Origin of the sequence: Paenibacillus sp. SC116, assembly GCF_024733555.1 — a bacterium.
Classification (GTDB): domain Bacteria; phylum Bacillota; class Bacilli; order Paenibacillales; family Paenibacillaceae; genus Paenibacillus_B.
In genome coordinates this window covers 58,301-74,545 of sequence record NZ_JANIOF010000004.1, presented here as the reverse complement: position 1 = coordinate 74,545, position 16,245 = coordinate 58,301, and the positions used below count along the sequence as shown (strand labels likewise).

Here is a 16,245-nt window from a genome sequence, read left to right as displayed (position 1 = left end):
CATTTGTACACATAAGGAGATAAAACTATGGCAAATAACAAATTACTAAGAATGGACAATGTGGGCATCGTTGTAGAATCCCTTGATAACGCAATCTCTTTCTTTGAGGAGATTGGCTTGAAGCTCGAAGGGCGAGCTACTGTCGAAGGTGAATGGGCTGGTCGCGTAACCGGGCTAGGTTCACAGTCTGTAGAGATTGCGATGATGGTTACTCCAGATGGCCACAGCCGAATTGAACTTTCGCGATTTCTCACCCCACCTACTATATCAGATCACCGAACTGCTCCTGTAAATGCCCTCGGTTATCTACGCGTTATGTTCACCGTTGAAGACATTGATGAAATGGTAGCCAGACTCACTAAGTTTGGTGCTCAGCTCGTTGGTGAAGTGGTTCAGTACGGAGATTCGTATCGGCTCTGCTACATTCGTGGACATGAAGGGCTTTTAATCGGTTTGGCGGAACAACTCAATAATAAATAAGTGATAAAGTAAAGTTAAAGCTCCCAGCTAACTTAGAAGATTTACGAACGCAAGAACGCAAGGCAGTTGAGTTAGCTGACGATGATGTCTGATAAACAACAGTATCTTGCACTGCCTTAAATAGAACATAAATCGCCCATCACCCTGTAAATCGGAAGTATTGAGCTTCTAATTCAGTGTTATGGGCTCATTTAGATTATTCATTATGCTTGTGAGTACCCATCAATCAGCAAATCTTCTATTATCTTCAGCTGTCTTTTCCTTTCATCTGTTGAAGCATCTAAGGATTCATTAGTTAAAGTATTTACTACTTTTATTGCATAATCACTACTAACCATAGCATGTCCTCTCATATGTCCAGTTGCAATTGCTTGAGCAAATGAACGTGCAGAATACTTACTAACGTCAGATTCAGACTCTTTAGCTAATTCATTCACAGTAAATCCAACTTTTCGTAAATCATAAGCTCTTATACTTCCCTCTATTCGTTTTTCTAAAGTTTCTATTCCTAAATTTACGCGTGGGTCATCTTTTAAATGGTTATCAAGATAATCTAAGTATGGAGTTGCTACTTTTAAAGCCCATTGAGAAAGTAATTTCTGTGGCAATCTTTCAAGTTCTTCTTCGATTTTATTTCTTAATTCATTGTTATCATATATCTTTATTTTAGGTTTGCTGTAAGTAAATTCTGTCTGTTCTTTTAATCTTTGCTCATGTTTATTCCATGCATATTCATCTATATTCATTTTATCTGCTCCTTCCTTCAATATTGTAAGCAACGTATTTACTTCTTCAACATTACTGCCCATTAGCTTAACCAACAGGAGCCAGTCTACAACTTTATTTTCTTAGCCTAATACATAACTTTATCTCAGCCTATAGATATTATATAGATTGCAGATAAGATATAGCCAAGGGAATTAAGCAGCTCCAAAAGCTTGATTCCCTCTCTGCTACTAACGAAAAAAGGTTAGGTTGTCAGATAACCTCTGACTGCCTATCCTTTCTTGTGGCGAAAATTTTTAAACGTCATTTCCACCCTAACTGGCCTTTGCTAATGACTCTACCGCCCTCGCCAGCAATGCCGCATAAGCTTGGGCACCTTTGGGGCGTAAATGAGTTCCATCAGGTTCAAAGTAACCGTCCTGATCGTGGCTGGCAGCGTACCAATCGACCAACGTAACGTTCGGATACACCTGTGAGACTTCCGCCAGCTTCTTATTTACTGCACGTTCCCAACGTTCTGGCATCCGAGTATTCACCAGAATAATATGTTTCACATTCTGTAAGGAATCAATTTGCGCTTCGAGCTGCTTCTGATTAAATACACCATTGGTACCAAGTGCGATAATAAGGTAATCTCCCAGTTTGCCGTTCCTTTGCAGCATAGTAAGCGTATCAGGCAGTGCCCACATTTGACGTCCAATCTTCGCATCAACATGCGCACCAGGGATCAGTTGCTGTAAGTAAGGTGCCACGTCAATCATGACCGAATCTCCAATCGCAGTTACTGACCACTTGCTCTCCGTTTTACCGCTGCTAGGATTAGCCTGCTCTGTAGGCTTTGTTACAGGCCGCAGCTTCTTCGGCGTTAACGGTTTAGACTGTGTACTTTCTACTGGCTGCTTCTGTGATGAACTTGAGTTATCCAGCGCTGTCTCTGATGATAAGGAACCTGGTACGAGCGGTGCGGACTGTACGGGCTGCGCCTTACCATGATAGCCCATGCCGAAGCCAAAAAGGATAAGCAATACAGCAATATAAGCCGATACCGTCCTTTGCCGCCACGTGATTGTGCGCCATGTCCATTCCTTCGATCTCAGTCTCGCCCACCATACGCCAATCGCGCCTTTGCGAATCGGTTCTTCGATATAACGCCAGGACAGGTCGGCAAGCACGAGACTCACGATAATCTGAGCGACAGAACGGACAGCATTGAAGCCATCCGTATCTACAGCGGGATTTGTCAGCATAATAACCGGATAATGCCAAAGATAAAGGGAGTACGAGCGTATTCCAATCCATTGCAGCGGCTTCCAACTGAACAACTTGTTCAAGCGACTGGCAGGATGAGCAAGCGCAGCCATAAGCATGGCTGTTGCCACAGCTAACAGCACAAGCCCCCCACGATACACAAAATCATCATACTCACTTATACGGAACAGCATGTAGATCATAATAATAAATCCAATCACGCCAACCATATCGATTATTTGCTTCATCTTGGGCCCAACTTGGCTTGAAAGCTTCCGACGAGGACAGACGATAGCAAATGCGGAACCGATAAGTAGAGCGAACACTCGTGTGTCTGTGCCATAGTAGACACGGCTTGGATCTGTGCCCGGCTCATAAATAAGAGCCATTGCGATAGCTGATATAGCTGCGGCAACCAAAGTCCAAGTGAGCAGCCAGCCCCGTGTGAGACGATATCGCAATGCGATGATAAGCAAGAGCGGCCAAATGAGATAAAACCGCCCTTCCACAGCCAATGACCATAAATGCGTAAATGGCGATGGCGGCCCAAAACTATCAAAATACGATACCTCGCTTAAAATGAGAACCCAATTGTTTGCATAAAAAAAGGTTGACCAGATTTCTTTATGTAAGGAAACTAACCGTGAAGGATCCGTTACCGTCAGCCAAGCAACTGTGACGACGAGTACGGACAAGAGTGCTGGCAGCAGTCTTCGAGACCTACGTATATAAAAAGTCTTCAAGTCGATCTTTTCGTTCCGACGATTTTCTTCCAGAAGCAAATCGGTGATGAGATACCCCGACAACGTGAAAAAGATGCCGACGCCCAAAAAGCCTCCGTTAGCCCAATCGAAGTTCATATGATAAGCAATAACGGCAAGCACCGCTAGTGCGCGAAGACCGTCAAGTCCAGGTAGATAGAGATTGTTTTTTGCTGAATTTTTATGTAACCATTTCATAATTGCTCATGTTGTCTCCCTTAAGAAGTAATAGAATGGTGGAATTCCTAATAATAGGGGATACCGATAAACTCTATTATATGCGGCGTGTATGTAGGGTTCGTTACGAATCTATTACAGTTCAGAATCAATTAATTAAGGTTAATGACGGCTTTGTCACCTTCGTTATAGTAAGCAAAAAAACAACCGATTCTAGATCAATAGATCATAAACGGTCGTTATTTTCCTGATACATATTCACATATCTCGTCAGCTCTGTAATCCCTTTAAATTTCAAAAATGAATGGTTGCTACCGGTGTTAGATCGATACAATCTTTGATTTTAACTGCAACTTTCTCGCAATATTTTTCAACATTAATCCATCCAATAAAATCATCTGGACCATATATATTCATATAGCCAGCAAAGGACACTTCTCCGTTGCTTTCAATGATTTCTGTATATATTTTAAATGGATGATTCCCCTCAATTTTACTAAGCCATCTTCCAAACTCAAGTTGCAATTTATATAGATTATTCCCCACTTCATCTATTACGTCATAGAAAAATGGATTATCTTGGATCATGATCGAAACAATCATAAATCTACCACCTCTATTATAATTTTAAGATTTTCATTCCTTCATTTAAATCTTGTGTTAATCTTACTTGGGATAAGAAATAATCGCTTAACTCTTCTTCATTAAGAAATGCAATGTACTTACTATGCTTATTTAGTAACTCCTCTTCACTTTCACAGAGCTCTAATTCGATAATTTCTATCGTATTATTGGCGTAGAAATGTCGTTCACCTCTTTCATGACATCCTATCGAAACTACTGCATATATGACTTTTAAGTCCTCCAGTTCACAAGAATGAAGGACTGCTTGTAATTTTGAGCGAATCTCTGTTATTTTGACTTTATGCTGCGTTACAGATAAATTTTGCTGGGATGCGTACAAGTCCTCTAACTGTTTGTAAATATCTTTTAATTGCTTTAACACTTTTACATTTTTTTGTGCAGTCAGATACATATATCTCCAACTCCTTGGTTTTATGTAATTTAATTAAACATAAAAAATCATAATATTCAACATGCTTCCTTTTTTACATAGTTGACTATGGGAGTTTCGTATTCAAATGAAATTAAATAACCAGTCGCCGATACAATATCGACAACTGGCTGCATAAAACTTGCAAGGTTTTTTTTATTGTAGACTATATAGTCAAATCAATTCACATCTTTAAAATGGATATTCACGTGTTGTGTTCTGAGTAGATATCCACTGCATCGTTGTGAATTCCTCCAGTGACCATTTGCCCCCAAAGCGACCCAATCCTGACATTTTCTCGCCGCCAAAAGCAATTAACGGTTCATCATGAACACTTTGATCATTGACATGGACCATTCCAGATACAATTTGCTTCGCGACCTCGACACCTTTTTCGATAGAGCCTGCATAAACAGCGGCGCTTAATCCATATGGAGTGTCGTTCGCAATATCTATGCCCTCTTGTTCCGTTTTGAAAGGAATGACTGTCGCAACGGGACCAAACATTTCACTTCGTGCAGTTGCAACATCATTGGTTACGGATGTTAAAATATAAGGAGAAATCGTGTTCCCTTCTACTTTCCCTTCCAGCACAACGGTTGCGCCTTCCTTTTTCGCCTCTTCAATCGTCGCCGTAATTCTTTCCACTGCTCTACGGTTAATGACTGGACCTATTACATTCTCGTGATCGCTTGGGTCGCCGACTTTAAGCTTTTTCGCTGCCTCCACGAACTTATCGAGGAATGTTTCATAAATACTTTCATGGACAATAATTCGATTGATAGCCATACAAATTTGACCACTATGGAAAAACTTCCCGTACACTGCCGATTTTACCGCTCTATCCACATCAGCATCTTCCAGTACAAGCATCGGGTTATTGCCGCCTAATTCCAGCGCAGCCTTTTTCATCGTTCTACTGCAAATTTGAGCAATATGAAGTCCTGCTGGAGTAGATCCGGTAAACGAGATAACTCGTGGAATCGGGTTCTCAGTAAGGCTATCCCCAATTTCACTTATCGAAGCTACTACTACATTCAATAGGTCTTTCGGAAGACCCGCTTCTTCGAAAATTTTCGCTACCATTAAGCCACCACTAATGGCCGTTTGCTCATCTGGCTTCAAGACAACTCCATTCCCCGTTGCCAACGCTGGTGCTACCGAGCGTATCGACAAATACATCGGGAAGTTAAAGGGGCTAATGACACCAACAACACCAACAGGACGGCGATATACCCGATTTTCTTTTCCTGGAACAAGAGATGGTACCATCTCTGCGCCCATTCTCATTGGGAAGCTTGCGGCTTCTCTTGTGATCGCAATACAAAAGTCCAATTCAACATTCGCTTTCGCATAAGTAGAACCGGTCTCCTTAATAATGATCTCGCAGATTTCCTCTCGACGAGCTTTCATAATGGAGACTGCGTTCTCCATTATATCTGCCTTTTCGAAAGCGCTTACTTTTTCCCACGAAAGCTGTGCCTTTTCTGCTGAAATGTATGCCTCATGAATATCTTCCTTGCTAGCAAGCTTTATTTGGGCAACTATCTCATCGTTAAAAGGATTTTTATTATCATAAGTGGTAACGCTATTTCCTTCACGCCATTCACCAGAAATGTATTGTAGATTCAACTTATTGTATGCAGTCATTTGCTAACTCCCCCTTTTTATTGGCAGACACTTATATTATGCACGAATCCTTAAAATTAAAAAGTATATTTCAATTAATTTTTGTGCAAGTTCACATATTTGTAGATAATTCTTATTAAAAATAACATATTTTAAGAAAAGAATATGATTTTTATGACATCATAAATATAAAAAAACGACTTCGAAAAAAGATTCTCTTACTAGGACTCAGGAATATTTTCGGAATATAAACACAATCTTATTCAAGTTTTTCATTTATGTGGTTGTTAAAATGCCATTTAAACTCACTTATATATATGTGAAGCAGTTACATGCACAGCAACTGTTTCAAAAAAAACGATAAAGGGGCTAATAATTATGGCATTTACAAAAGAGTATGCAAAGAAAGTAATTTTATCTTTGGATGAGGTTCGAAAAGCAAAACAAGCGCAAACCGCAATGTATGAACATGGTTTTAAAAAACCAAACGGTGATAAATTGGCTCAGCTCGTGGGTGCCTCAGCTACCATTCTCGGGCTCGTATTTATCGCAAGCACCTCAGTTGGTGTTGCAGCTGGAATAGCAGGTATTCTTGCTCTTCTTGCGCCTAACGAAAAAGCAGCACTTGAATCCATGATTAACACAGGTTACAAAGAATTAGACAAAATCGAAACCTTTTTGGAAACGAACACAAAGTACAGCCATGTCGAAGTTAATCTTCCATTTATCGAGTATGAGCGTCAGGGTATTCGTTTCGTCACTGGTAAAGGTGTTGTAACTCGTGTTAAAGCAAAAAACGGAGGTTGGGTTATTATGTAATTTAATAACCCCTTTGATAAACAACATATCCTCACCATATAAATGAAACAAGAACAGCCCCGATGGATGAACTGTGACCCCAATTGTGGACAGTTAAAAAGAGTTAACAAGCAAGTAGATGACCTCTGAACTCGTCAGGGGTCATCTTTTTTAATCCCCACTGGTATCTCTCCAAATTGTAATAGTTTATGTAGTCAGCAACACGTACTTTAACTTCATCAATGGTTTGGCAATCGATGAAGTTAACCTCATCTTTCATATGGCCAAAGAATGATTCCATGGAAGCACTGTCCCAACAATTACCTTACGCGACATGGACTGCTTGAGCCCAATTGTAGCAATGAGTATTCGTGTTTTTGGATGCGTGTAATGCATACCTTGATCAGAGTGCAAGATGGCTTCCGGATGTAAACTGCCATCCAAACGTGCGTGGCATTAAGTCTTCCGGGCAAGGAAGACGCTAAACCAAGCACTGCCCCGTCGAAAGCTGCTCCTGCAGCAACACAAACTAATCAACAGGGCAAACCCGCTACTAAAGCCACCGAGAATAAAAACCGTATTGCAGCTAAAGTAACCAGAGTTATTGATGGCGATACAATTGAGGTGAGCTTTGATGGAAAAACAGAAGATGTCCGCCTGTTACTAGTAGATACGCCCGAGACTAAGCATCGTGGCAAGCCTGTCCAGCCATTCGGGGCGGAAACATCAGCATATGCTAAGAAGATACTTGATGGCAAAGATATCGAGTTAGAAATCGATATGTCGGAAAGGGACAAATACGGCAGGCTGCTTGCTTATGTATGGATTGATGACAGGATGTTTAACGAGCTACTTCTCGAAAAGGGACTTGCTCGCGTTGCCTATGTATATGCTCCAAATGTAAAACATGTAGATAAATTTAGAGAGATACAAGACCAGGCTCGGCAAAGCGAGCTAGGTATATGGAGTATCGAGAACTACGCAACAGATGAGGGCTTCGATACGGAAGTTGCTCAGCCAGAGAAACCCGCTTCAACACCCAAGCCCGCTGCTAAACCAGATGTAAAAGTCGAAACAACGGTGTACTATATGAATTGCAAGGCAGCGAAAGCCACAGGAGTTGCCACACTCCACAAGGGCGATCCAAGCTATAGCAATAAGCTGGATCGTGATGGCGATGGCGTGGCGTGGCGTGGCGTGGCGTGGCGTGGCGTGTGAATGATACAACAAAAGCCCTGCTCTAGGGCTTTTTATTTTGTCGAAAGATTATCATGGATCTATTGGGAATAAATTGATATATTATCGGTAGAAATCCACATATTGAAACATACTCCATAATTGATAGAAAGGAGTAAAAGCATAGTTTTTTATTCTGTAATCTATCTTAAACAATTTATAAGGAGTGATAATCTTATGAAAAAAACTATTATCAGTCTTGCTGCTTTTGCCCTTTTGACTTCTGCTGTTCCTCTATCTGCTCAAGCTAATATCATTACTCCAACCAATACCAATGAAACTAAGCTCATTAGTACAACTGATATCTCCGTTTTAAACACTATGAGAACGAGTGTATTTTGGGATTACTATTTCAATGGTACAGAATGGTATGAATACACATATTGGGATGTTACAGAAAATAGATTGCATTCAAGTGGCTTGGTTTCAAAAAACCATAGATACGCTGCCGATTGGAGTCTAAAAAGAGGAAATTATTATTCAGTGCAGATACGAGCACTTAACGCAAACTACGCTCAACTTGCTACTGCTTCTACTGGTGTATTTAGGGCAGATTCTGCAGAGGCTTCTATCCCTGCTTTTTGGAATTAAATAGTGCTTAAAAAATAAGCCCCTACTGCTGCTAGATTCATAAACAGGTCCTCTCACCAAGTACACTTAAACCCAAGATTCAAAACTATTCCAGCGATGGTTTAAATATTTTCATTTTCGTGGTTGTTAAAATGCCTTTAAATATCACTTATTTAATAGAAGCAGTTAAGTGCCAAATGTTTCAAAATAACTATAAAAGGAGCTAATAACTATGAAAAAAACCATTATCAGTCTCGCGGCTTTTGCTCTATTAACTTCTGCTGTTCCAGCTTTTGCTCAGGAAAATAATCATGTTACAGCCACTATCACAAACAAAGAATCTAAAAACATCAGTAACAATTCAGTTATCACTCCAAGATCCGTTATTGGTTGGTACAACTCTGTTCCTAATGCATCGTATTACCAGGTACGCGTTCACAACCAAACAACTAATGTTACCGAATCAGTTCACAATTATTCCTCCAATGTGAATTCTGCTCAAACTAATTTTTTAACTTATGGACATAGTTACACTATATCAGTGTCTGCACTTGATGCTAATTATAATTATCTAGCTGGCAATACTACTCCAGTATTTGTCGCGAATTCGTACACTTCTTGGAGTGTTTATTTGTACTAGAACTATAACACTTGTCAGAACTAAATAAACTAAGCCCTAGGTAAAATCGGGGCTTAGTTTTTATGTGAAGAAAGAAGCAAGCAACAAATCTAATCATAATATATGCATAATAAAAGAGCCTCAGCATATGAACTGTGACCCGTAAGTAGGACACTTTGAAAAAAAGTACCTCTTACGGTTCACAGTTCAGGATGTAGATCCTTGGGGCTGTTCTTATGACAAGAGCACGTTAATTACAGCAGACAGGCCCTAAAAGATACGCTGCCATTCGAAATATAAGTTTCAAACTGACTCTTGTAGATCCCCTGCTCAAGTAATGACTGAGCCACCGTTTTCATATCCGCAGTTAGCCGATCAGGGTGAAAATGCAGTGCGACCCTAGTGTTCGGAAAGATCTTTGTACAAGCACTTTCAAATGTGCTCCAAGGGATATTGGACATGCATCTAACCCTTATTTTTTTTCGTCTCAGCCGTGTTTTGATTCTTGTGAGGTATTAGAGGTAAAACGATGAGTAGAACTCCAAGCAGAAGTGTAATCATGGGAATACTCCAAATATATTCTGGGGTTATCTGTAGGAGCATTCCATAGCTGTCAGCCCTACTGTTTATCATATAAATCAAAATTTGTTCTAAACCACTGAGTGCGATAAGACATATACCTAATATACTAGAATTTTTCATAGTAAAGCTCCTTAGTAAGGATTGATGAGTATAGACGAAAACAGCTTCATCAATTGCTTCTCATTTTATTGGTTTACTCATTTGTCGGTTTCCGTATCGAACGAGTGTATGCCACATATATTTTAACTCTTGAAGAACTTCCTCGTAGCTTCCTCTATCCTTCCAGACTTCCGGATTACGTTTCAAATCTAACGCGGCAGCCCCGATTACATTGGCATCAATATAACCGTTTTGTGCAATCCGTTTAGCTAAAGAAGGCATCGTTGGTCCCCTGAAATCTGAAGGTATTTCGTCTGCTTTCATAACGAATCCCATATGCCAATACAGTTCAATGGAATACTTCATACACATTTGTTCCAATATATTTCCCGTGGAAGAACCTTTGAACGAAGGATCTGCAACTAGAATGTCCACGTCTTCCTTTAATGTAATATCACCATGAACCTGAGACTCAATATAGTGGTTAAGATTTCGACTAGGCTTACGATTTGAAGGATCTCTTAATGGTTGTTCTAAATTAATTAATACATGATCGATTAATTTCTGAGGTGTCAGCTCCTTCTCACCAATAGCATCATTTCGAAAAAATGCATCTTTAAAAATCGCTGCCAGTATATCTTCAAACTCTTCATATGTACCTTTTTCTGCTGGGTCTTGATGCGAATCCAAATACGTATACGTACATCGCTTAGAGACATTTGGTGCAAGGAGAAAGTAACACGAGCCGAACCGAGGAGCTGGACCATCTGGGCTCAGCATTACATCCAACGCCCCATACTTCGGACGCTGATCATCAGTCACACCATCTAACTGATAAGCGCCGCCAAACAGTGTTTTCTCCCATAGATCTCGTCCGCCACCCGAGTAAGCGGATACGCTACCATTCGAAATCTGAGTTTCAAACTGACTCTTGTAAATCCCCTGTTCCAGCAATGACTGAGCCACCGTTTTCATATCTGCTGTTAGTCGGTCAGGGTGAAAATGCAGTGCGACCCTAGCGTTCGAAAAGATCTTTGTACAAGCATTTTCAAAAGTGCTCCAAGGGATATTGGACATCTGGAGCACTTCCATGAGTGATTTTCGAGCAGTACTTTTTCTTGTTCTGGCATACTGGGTAATATAATCGATAGCTTGGCGCTGTGAATGCGATAGCTTACTTACCATTAGAATCACCTACCTGTTAAGAGAGTCCTTGATTATTTTTCATTTCTCTAAACTCCACCTAGACACGAGGTGAACCCTTCATACATATCTCCTATCATGGTAGAATGTTTAACTTTCAAAAAGAGTTTAATTTGTTCTACTCCTTTTTTCTCTAATAAATCTGCTATAGTAGCGATCACATCAGTTCACCTTCTAAAATAAATTCATTTCCCATAACTTTTGTGTTTACGATATTCGATGAATGTCGAACTGTGTCCGTCAATCATAATTACTAGCCATATGCTTCTGTCGAGCGAAGCGGGAACAAATTCACGAGTCATTCTGTTATTACTTTTTTAACATTAACTCAATTATTTTTCTTGTATCTCCATCATCAGGTATTGCAGCATCCCATCCATGACCATACCATCGATCTATTTGTCTAATTAAAAAATCCAATTCAATCCATCGCTTTTCAATAATTAATTTGAAAATATACGCTATTCTATTCACCATGAATTTATTTAAAGTTTTCATATCAGAATCAGATAGTTGGTTATTGGGATTTGCATGCATATCTTCAATAGGACCATTTCTAAATGCAAAATGCGTAAGTGCTTTCGCAATCATCGTTAGGTTCTCGTCAACTAGAAGTTCAGCTTTTACTTTTTTATTCAATTCTTTTGCATGTTCGCTTTTAACAAACAAATAATCATCGAGTATAGAATTTCTAATAGTTATTCCTTGCTTTCTTCGTCTATATGTAATTTTTGATTTTTTTACATTAAACAATTGAGATAACATAGAGTCTGATACATGTTCTTCTATAAACATCGTTCTTAGATCTTCTTCTACAAGATCGTCTAAAGATAATTTTTCTCCTGCTATCTTTCTTGCCTCGAATTCTTCAAAAATACCCATGAATATGACCTCCTATCTTATCACCTACATACTATTATATAACGTTCTTGTGTTCACGACGTCGACGAAGTCGGATGTGTCCTTTGCTCCTCTGCTAAATACTTCTCGTAGACCAAGGGCGAATGCCCAATGCGTAAATACTTTGTTAGGTGCTCGGCTTCATTGAGATACAAATAAATATTAAAACCCATCTCACAACTTATGTAAGATGGGTTTTCGAAATTAAATTATATGTTCTGAAAAAATTTATTAAGCTCTAAGGAGGATTTAACTTGAACAAGCTCTTTTGTTCTAATTAATGTCTGACTGAAAATCCTATATCCCTCTTCATTCCTTACTACTCTATATTTCTTTCTTTTCCATTCTTTACATAAATATTCACTGTCAGATTGGATTACCCAGTCAGGTACTTCACTCTTTGTTTTAGATAAATCTTTATAAAATGAATCTAACGTTTTATAACGTAGTTTTATCGCATTATTTATTATTCTATTTATTTTTAAACAATATATAGGTAATTTAGGAATCACATTTATCAACTGATCTTTTGTAACAAGCTTCATTAATTGTTTTATTCCCTCTTCATAGATGTTTTCAGGACCTAATTTTCCCTTGCCTAACTGAGCATAAAATTCTACGTCCGCTGGTAGTAATCCATTAACTAATTGAAAAAGGATTAATCCTATTTGATAAATGTCTGATTGAATTGAATATATTCCTTTTGAAAATACTTCAGATGATCTATACATATAAGGTATTGGATCTTCAATCGTTACTTTTGCACCAATAGACTTGACAGAGCCTAGATCAATAATTATTGGCTTACTACCATCATAAATGATATTTTCGAGTTTCAAATCACGATGAACTAACCCAAGATTGTGTACATCACTAACACCTACTATTAATTCCATGACGATATCAATTGCCTGTTTTAAAGATATTTGAGATAGTCCACAAAATTTATCAAGAGTTTTTCCCTCAAGATATTCTGTAACAATGACTAATTGCGACCCAGTCTGTGAGTCAATAAATGAATCAAATACATTCACAATATTTTGTTTATCTCTTAGTTTAATAAGTGTTTCAACTTCATGTTCAATGTTTTGGTCTTCTTCCCAGGGAATTGAAATAAATTTAACGAATACCTTTTTTTTAAAAGTTTCATGATAACCTTGAAATGCTACACTAGAACCTTCAAATATCTCTGTCTCCAATTTAATATTTCTTTCTTTTAGGAAGAAATCTTGATACATAGATAGATTAGAAGCATCACTACTCATATTATTTCCTCTAACAACAAGTAAGCGATCACTTGCTGAGCTTTAGATGAATATCTAATTTGATTAAAACTAACCCATAATGGATTTGTCGGAAGTTCTTTAAATTTCTTTTTAGTCTTTTGTGTTTTTATCTTAGTTAATTGTTCAGCATACCCAAAGTCAGCTATCGCCAAGTCAATAATTCCTTCAGCCTTTACTCGCTGAATTGAAGGACTTCTTTGTCCATTTGAAGCGATTTCTAAAATTAAACTATCAATTTCCGTAAATCTCTTAATTATCATTTGAATATAATTGTAAAGTTCTCTAAGAGACTCCCCGGAATCATTAGACAAAACAAACTTTTCGATTGCCAAGGAACGTTCATGCTTATTAAAAGTAGATACGTATATTTCATTTGAACTAATTGAAAAACCTAAAATAATAATATGTAACATCCCCTTTGACAATAGAAAAATTTAATATAGAAATTTTACCACAAAAACATAGTGATAGAAAATGTCGTTTTATCTTAGATTTTCGATTATTTCACCTAACGTACTTGTATCTCCGAGCCCGAGAAGCTTAAAGTAGCGCCAGCGACTGGGTCCGACAGACTTAGCCTTGCAGAGTTGTGAACTGAATCTACTCCTCTGCCTATCTCTTCTGGCGAACCAAGGGCCGAACCGCCCGCAGCGTAGATATGATGTTATACAAAGTACGTTTCATCATTGATTTTGCATAAAAAAAATGTCTTTTATATACCCTCCAATAAACCCTGCAATAATTGCCGTAATAGCTATCTTTAAAATATCCCACCAAATACTTATAGTTTTTTGCCTCTTTTCTCTTAGTAAACGTTCAATCTGGATATTTAATATCCTTTTTGATTCCTTTATAGAATATTTTAATTTTAAGTAATTCGGTTCAAAACTTGTCACTTTTGTCGCTTCATCGATTAACAATTTACTTTGACTATCTATTACTTTATTAATTCCCTCTTTAAGAAGTGTGATTTCAGCTTTTTTCAGCAACTTTAAATTACTAAATTGCTCAATAATACTGACAATCTGAATATTAAGTTCAATGAATCCAGAATTAATAATATCATCGCTTGCAAATGATGCTGATAATACATTCCTTTTATTTAATTCACTAATTGTTTTCCCTATTGCGTCTCGTATCTTATATTCAACAATCATTTCTAAACCCTCAACTAAATCAGTAAACTTCATCAATATCACCCAATACTGTATTTTTCAAAAGTCTTTCGTATAACGTTCCCGTGCTCACGACTTCTCACCACCTTAAGCCACGTTGGGCGGCCGCGATGCGGTTAGGTGGTGCAAGTGTGTCCCGGCATCTACTTCCTCGACTTTTCTATCGGGACCGTGGCGGCTTGTCCGCAGATACGTGAACACATTGTTATAAGATGTCGGCGACTTCTTCGAATTTACAATCTGATATCTCTCTTCTTTATCTGATATCTCTCTTCTTTATTGGTACATATAGGTCGATCTTTGCTTTTCCATCAGGGTCATGTTCATTATTATGCAACTGCAAGTCATTATTGCATAATGTTTGCCCTTCCCAAACTCCCGCATTTCCTCTGGAATAGAAAAATCGTAATAAACCTTGATGTTTTCTATGTCCCTCTTCTTCTCGTCCTTGTACAATGGAACTAAGTTGATTTGAATATTGCGCCACTTGATTCTGTGCGTGCTTTTACCATCTTCTTCACTTATAAGCTTTGCGTCACTGAAATTAAAATACCTGCTGTAATCCTTTTCAGGTTTAGTCTCCTTTTTAAATCACTTCCTCAATTTCAATATCCATATACATTTTTTCACTATTCTAAGGTAACATCAATAATAAAAAATTATAATTCATTTATTAAGCTTATCCATCAAGCTAAACATTATTGTAAGCTTGTACACAAAAGGACGGGATGAGCTCCCGCCCTTCTGACTTAGTCATTATCATTTTGTGTCTCTTGCTTTCTTTCAGTAAGTTCTCGCTTGGCTTCAAAGAACTCGCGCTTCAATCCCTCAGAAGCATCCTCTTTTATCATTTTCGTAGTAAATGGATTATTTCCACTTGTTGTAGGGCTCCCTTTTTTCATGAATGGATTATTTTTACTAGTACTATCGTTCCCTGACATATTTATCACCTCCCTATTAAACAAAAACAATGAAGGTCATCACTCCGACAAGCAATGCCGCAACTCCTATTGTAATAACGCCTATTCTAAAATATACGCTTTTCCTAGTATTCACTATACTATTTGTATTAACAACGTCTCGATACTTTTCCATTAAGAATAGAGCGCTTTGTTCTTCTGGTAGTTTTGCTGTTTGCTTTTCGAAACCTTCCAAATCAAACCTTACATAACTTCTAGGAATCATTACGTATAAGAAACAGTAAACAGCCACAATCAATAAAATAGAAGGGAGTAATAAAAATAAACCAAACTTAATTGCGTAACTGATAAATTCTGCTGGCTGAACATTATCAAAGTATTTCGATTCTATTATTTTAGTTATCAGGGTTATTAAAACGCCAGTAAAGGCAACAAACACAGCAGACCTTGTTTCAAATGTTTTCTTACGGTCAATTTCATAATCATTCTCTTTCTGAGCTACTGAAAGAAGCAATTTGGCAGATGGTAATTTATCATTGTTTTCATCTGATACATTCCCACCTGATTCACTGTCTTTTTTCTTTTCAGCTCCATCTTTCTTTACATTTTCGTCTTTATTAGATTCATTCTTTTTCTCTTCTTCATCATTCGCCTTTTCAGACATTAACACTGCCCCTTTTATTACATTATGTACATATAGAACTATGAAATTGTACCACAAAGCCCGTATTTCATTTATATCCAATAAAGGAAAATTGACATACAAAACCCTCCGCTTTGAT

Annotated in this window: 18 protein-coding genes and 1 pseudogene; 5 read left to right on the top strand and 14 right to left on the bottom strand. The window is 38.1% G+C overall.

Going from position 1 to position 16,245, the window contains the following annotated elements; all coding sequences use genetic code 11:
- The first annotated feature begins 27 nt into the window (after positions 1-27).
- Positions 28-480, top strand: coding sequence for a VOC family protein (locus NQ117_RS16540; RefSeq protein ID WP_258279133.1), 453 nt, complete (start codon positions 28-30; stop codon positions 478-480).
- A 203-nt stretch (positions 481-683) separates the two neighbouring features.
- Here NQ117_RS16540 and NQ117_RS16535 read toward each other — a convergent pair whose 3' ends face one another.
- The 5 genes from NQ117_RS16535 to NQ117_RS16515 all read right to left on the bottom strand — a co-directional run bounded on the left by NQ117_RS16535 (position 684) and on the right by NQ117_RS16515 (position 6,096).
- On the bottom strand, positions 684-1,226 hold the full coding sequence (locus tag NQ117_RS16535; protein WP_258279132.1) for a putative immunity protein: 543 nt from the start codon (positions 1,224-1,226) through the stop codon (positions 684-686).
- Between the two features lie 294 nt (positions 1,227-1,520).
- Positions 1,521-3,413, bottom strand: coding sequence for an acyltransferase family protein (locus NQ117_RS16530; protein ID WP_258279131.1), 1,893 nt, complete (start codon positions 3,411-3,413; stop codon positions 1,521-1,523).
- A 273-nt stretch (positions 3,414-3,686) separates the two neighbouring features.
- On the bottom strand, positions 3,687-3,995 hold the full coding sequence (locus tag NQ117_RS16525; RefSeq protein ID WP_258279130.1) for a hypothetical protein: 309 nt from the start codon (positions 3,993-3,995) through the stop codon (positions 3,687-3,689).
- Between the two features lie 16 nt (positions 3,996-4,011).
- On the bottom strand, positions 4,012-4,428 hold the full coding sequence (locus NQ117_RS16520; protein ID WP_258279129.1) for a hypothetical protein: 417 nt from the start codon (positions 4,426-4,428) through the stop codon (positions 4,012-4,014).
- Between the two features lie 210 nt (positions 4,429-4,638).
- Positions 4,639-6,096, bottom strand: coding sequence for an aldehyde dehydrogenase family protein (locus NQ117_RS16515; protein WP_258279128.1), 1,458 nt, complete (start codon positions 6,094-6,096; stop codon positions 4,639-4,641).
- 357 nt (positions 6,097-6,453) lie between these two features.
- Between NQ117_RS16515 and NQ117_RS16510 the strand changes: the two genes are divergently transcribed.
- Positions 6,454-6,894, top strand: a complete 441-nt coding sequence (locus tag NQ117_RS16510) for a hypothetical protein (RefSeq protein ID WP_258279127.1) — start codon at positions 6,454-6,456, stop codon at positions 6,892-6,894.
- 103 nt (positions 6,895-6,997) lie between these two features.
- On the opposite strand, the gene NQ117_RS24205 is transcribed toward NQ117_RS16510, so the two are convergent.
- Entirely contained in the window at positions 6,998-7,174 is a 177-nt protein-coding gene (locus NQ117_RS24205) for an IS3 family transposase (protein WP_375163082.1), read from the bottom strand.
- A 149-nt stretch (positions 7,175-7,323) separates the two neighbouring features.
- On the opposite strand from NQ117_RS24205, the gene NQ117_RS16500 reads away from it, so the two are divergent.
- The 3 genes from NQ117_RS16500 (at position 7,324) to NQ117_RS16490 (ending at position 9,319) form a co-directional block, all read left to right on the top strand.
- A complete protein-coding gene (locus tag NQ117_RS16500; RefSeq protein ID WP_258279126.1) occupies positions 7,324-8,091 on the top strand; it encodes a thermonuclease family protein in 768 nt (255 codons plus the stop codon).
- A 195-nt stretch (positions 8,092-8,286) separates the two neighbouring features.
- Complete coding sequence (locus NQ117_RS16495) at positions 8,287-8,700, top strand: hypothetical protein (RefSeq protein ID WP_258279125.1); 414 nt, start codon at positions 8,287-8,289, stop codon at positions 8,698-8,700.
- Positions 8,701-8,911: 211 nt separating this feature from the next.
- A complete protein-coding gene (locus tag NQ117_RS16490) occupies positions 8,912-9,319 on the top strand; it encodes a hypothetical protein (protein WP_258279124.1) in 408 nt (135 codons plus the stop codon).
- 254 nt (positions 9,320-9,573) lie between these two features.
- Here NQ117_RS16490 and NQ117_RS16485 read toward each other — a convergent pair.
- The 8 genes and pseudogenes from NQ117_RS16485 to NQ117_RS16450 form a co-directional block, all read right to left on the bottom strand.
- Positions 9,574-9,759, bottom strand: a pseudogene (locus NQ117_RS16485) (DUF3626 domain-containing protein); the annotation flags it as partial.
- A 301-nt stretch (positions 9,760-10,060) separates the two neighbouring features.
- Positions 10,061-11,164 (bottom strand): DUF3626 domain-containing protein, encoded by a 1,104-nt coding sequence (locus tag NQ117_RS16480; RefSeq protein WP_258279123.1) that lies wholly within the window; start codon positions 11,162-11,164, stop codon positions 10,061-10,063.
- 327 nt (positions 11,165-11,491) lie between these two features.
- Positions 11,492-12,064 (bottom strand): hypothetical protein, encoded by a 573-nt coding sequence (locus tag NQ117_RS16475; RefSeq protein ID WP_258279122.1) that lies wholly within the window; start codon positions 12,062-12,064, stop codon positions 11,492-11,494.
- A gap of 227 nt (positions 12,065-12,291) precedes the next feature.
- Positions 12,292-13,347, bottom strand: coding sequence for a protein kinase domain-containing protein (locus NQ117_RS16470; RefSeq protein WP_258279121.1), 1,056 nt, complete (start codon positions 13,345-13,347; stop codon positions 12,292-12,294).
- Entirely contained in the window at positions 13,344-13,781 is a 438-nt protein-coding gene (locus NQ117_RS16465; RefSeq protein WP_258279120.1) for a hypothetical protein, read from the bottom strand. Before NQ117_RS16465 ends, NQ117_RS16470 begins: the two co-directional genes overlap by 4 nt.
- A 270-nt stretch (positions 13,782-14,051) precedes the next feature.
- Positions 14,052-14,558, bottom strand: a complete 507-nt coding sequence (locus tag NQ117_RS16460) for a hypothetical protein (protein WP_258279119.1) — start codon at positions 14,556-14,558, stop codon at positions 14,052-14,054.
- A gap of 734 nt (positions 14,559-15,292) precedes the next feature.
- On the bottom strand, positions 15,293-15,484 hold the full coding sequence (locus tag NQ117_RS16455) for a hypothetical protein (protein ID WP_258279118.1): 192 nt from the start codon (positions 15,482-15,484) through the stop codon (positions 15,293-15,295).
- A gap of 16 nt (positions 15,485-15,500) precedes the next feature.
- The gene (locus NQ117_RS16450) at positions 15,501-16,127 is read right to left on the bottom strand and encodes a hypothetical protein (RefSeq protein ID WP_258279117.1); all 627 of its coding nucleotides are present in this window, start codon (positions 16,125-16,127) and stop codon (positions 15,501-15,503) included.
- Positions 16,128-16,245: the final 118 nt, after the last annotated feature.

What these genes read in the sequence shown, in the direction of transcription:
- NQ117_RS16495 (WP_258279125.1), top strand. Translation starts at nt 8,287, where the DNA reads ATGAAAAAAACTATTATCAGTCTTGCTGCTTTTGCCCTTTTGACTTCT.
- NQ117_RS16525 (WP_258279130.1), bottom strand. Translation starts at nt 3,995, where the DNA reads ATGATTGTTTCGATCATGATCCAAGATAATCCATTTTTCTATGACGTA.
- NQ117_RS16515 (WP_258279128.1), bottom strand. Translation starts at nt 6,096, where the DNA reads ATGACTGCATACAATAAGTTGAATCTACAATACATTTCTGGTGAATGG.
- NQ117_RS16465 (WP_258279120.1), bottom strand. Translation starts at nt 13,781, where the DNA reads ATGTTACATATTATTATTTTAGGTTTTTCAATTAGTTCAAATGAAATA.
- NQ117_RS16520 (WP_258279129.1), bottom strand. Translation starts at nt 4,428, where the DNA reads ATGTATCTGACTGCACAAAAAAATGTAAAAGTGTTAAAGCAATTAAAA.
- NQ117_RS16450 (WP_258279117.1), bottom strand. Translation starts at nt 16,127, where the DNA reads ATGTCTGAAAAGGCGAATGATGAAGAAGAGAAAAAGAATGAATCTAAT.
- NQ117_RS16475 (WP_258279122.1), bottom strand. Translation starts at nt 12,064, where the DNA reads ATGGGTATTTTTGAAGAATTCGAGGCAAGAAAGATAGCAGGAGAAAAA.
- NQ117_RS16510 (WP_258279127.1), top strand. Translation starts at nt 6,454, where the DNA reads ATGGCATTTACAAAAGAGTATGCAAAGAAAGTAATTTTATCTTTGGAT.
- NQ117_RS16530 (WP_258279131.1), bottom strand. Translation starts at nt 3,413, where the DNA reads ATGAAATGGTTACATAAAAATTCAGCAAAAAACAATCTCTATCTACCT.
- NQ117_RS16490 (WP_258279124.1), top strand. Translation starts at nt 8,912, where the DNA reads ATGAAAAAAACCATTATCAGTCTCGCGGCTTTTGCTCTATTAACTTCT.
- NQ117_RS16540 (WP_258279133.1), top strand. Translation starts at nt 28, where the DNA reads ATGGCAAATAACAAATTACTAAGAATGGACAATGTGGGCATCGTTGTA.
- NQ117_RS16460 (WP_258279119.1), bottom strand. Translation starts at nt 14,558, where the DNA reads ATGAAGTTTACTGATTTAGTTGAGGGTTTAGAAATGATTGTTGAATAT.
- NQ117_RS16480 (WP_258279123.1), bottom strand. Translation starts at nt 11,164, where the DNA reads ATGGTAAGTAAGCTATCGCATTCACAGCGCCAAGCTATCGATTATATT.
- NQ117_RS16535 (WP_258279132.1), bottom strand. Translation starts at nt 1,226, where the DNA reads ATGAATATAGATGAATATGCATGGAATAAACATGAGCAAAGATTAAAA.
- NQ117_RS24205 (WP_375163082.1), bottom strand. Translation starts at nt 7,174, where the DNA reads ATGGAATCATTCTTTGGCCATATGAAAGATGAGGTTAACTTCATCGAT.
- NQ117_RS16455 (WP_258279118.1), bottom strand. Translation starts at nt 15,484, where the DNA reads ATGTCAGGGAACGATAGTACTAGTAAAAATAATCCATTCATGAAAAAA.
- NQ117_RS16470 (WP_258279121.1), bottom strand. Translation starts at nt 13,347, where the DNA reads ATGAGTAGTGATGCTTCTAATCTATCTATGTATCAAGATTTCTTCCTA.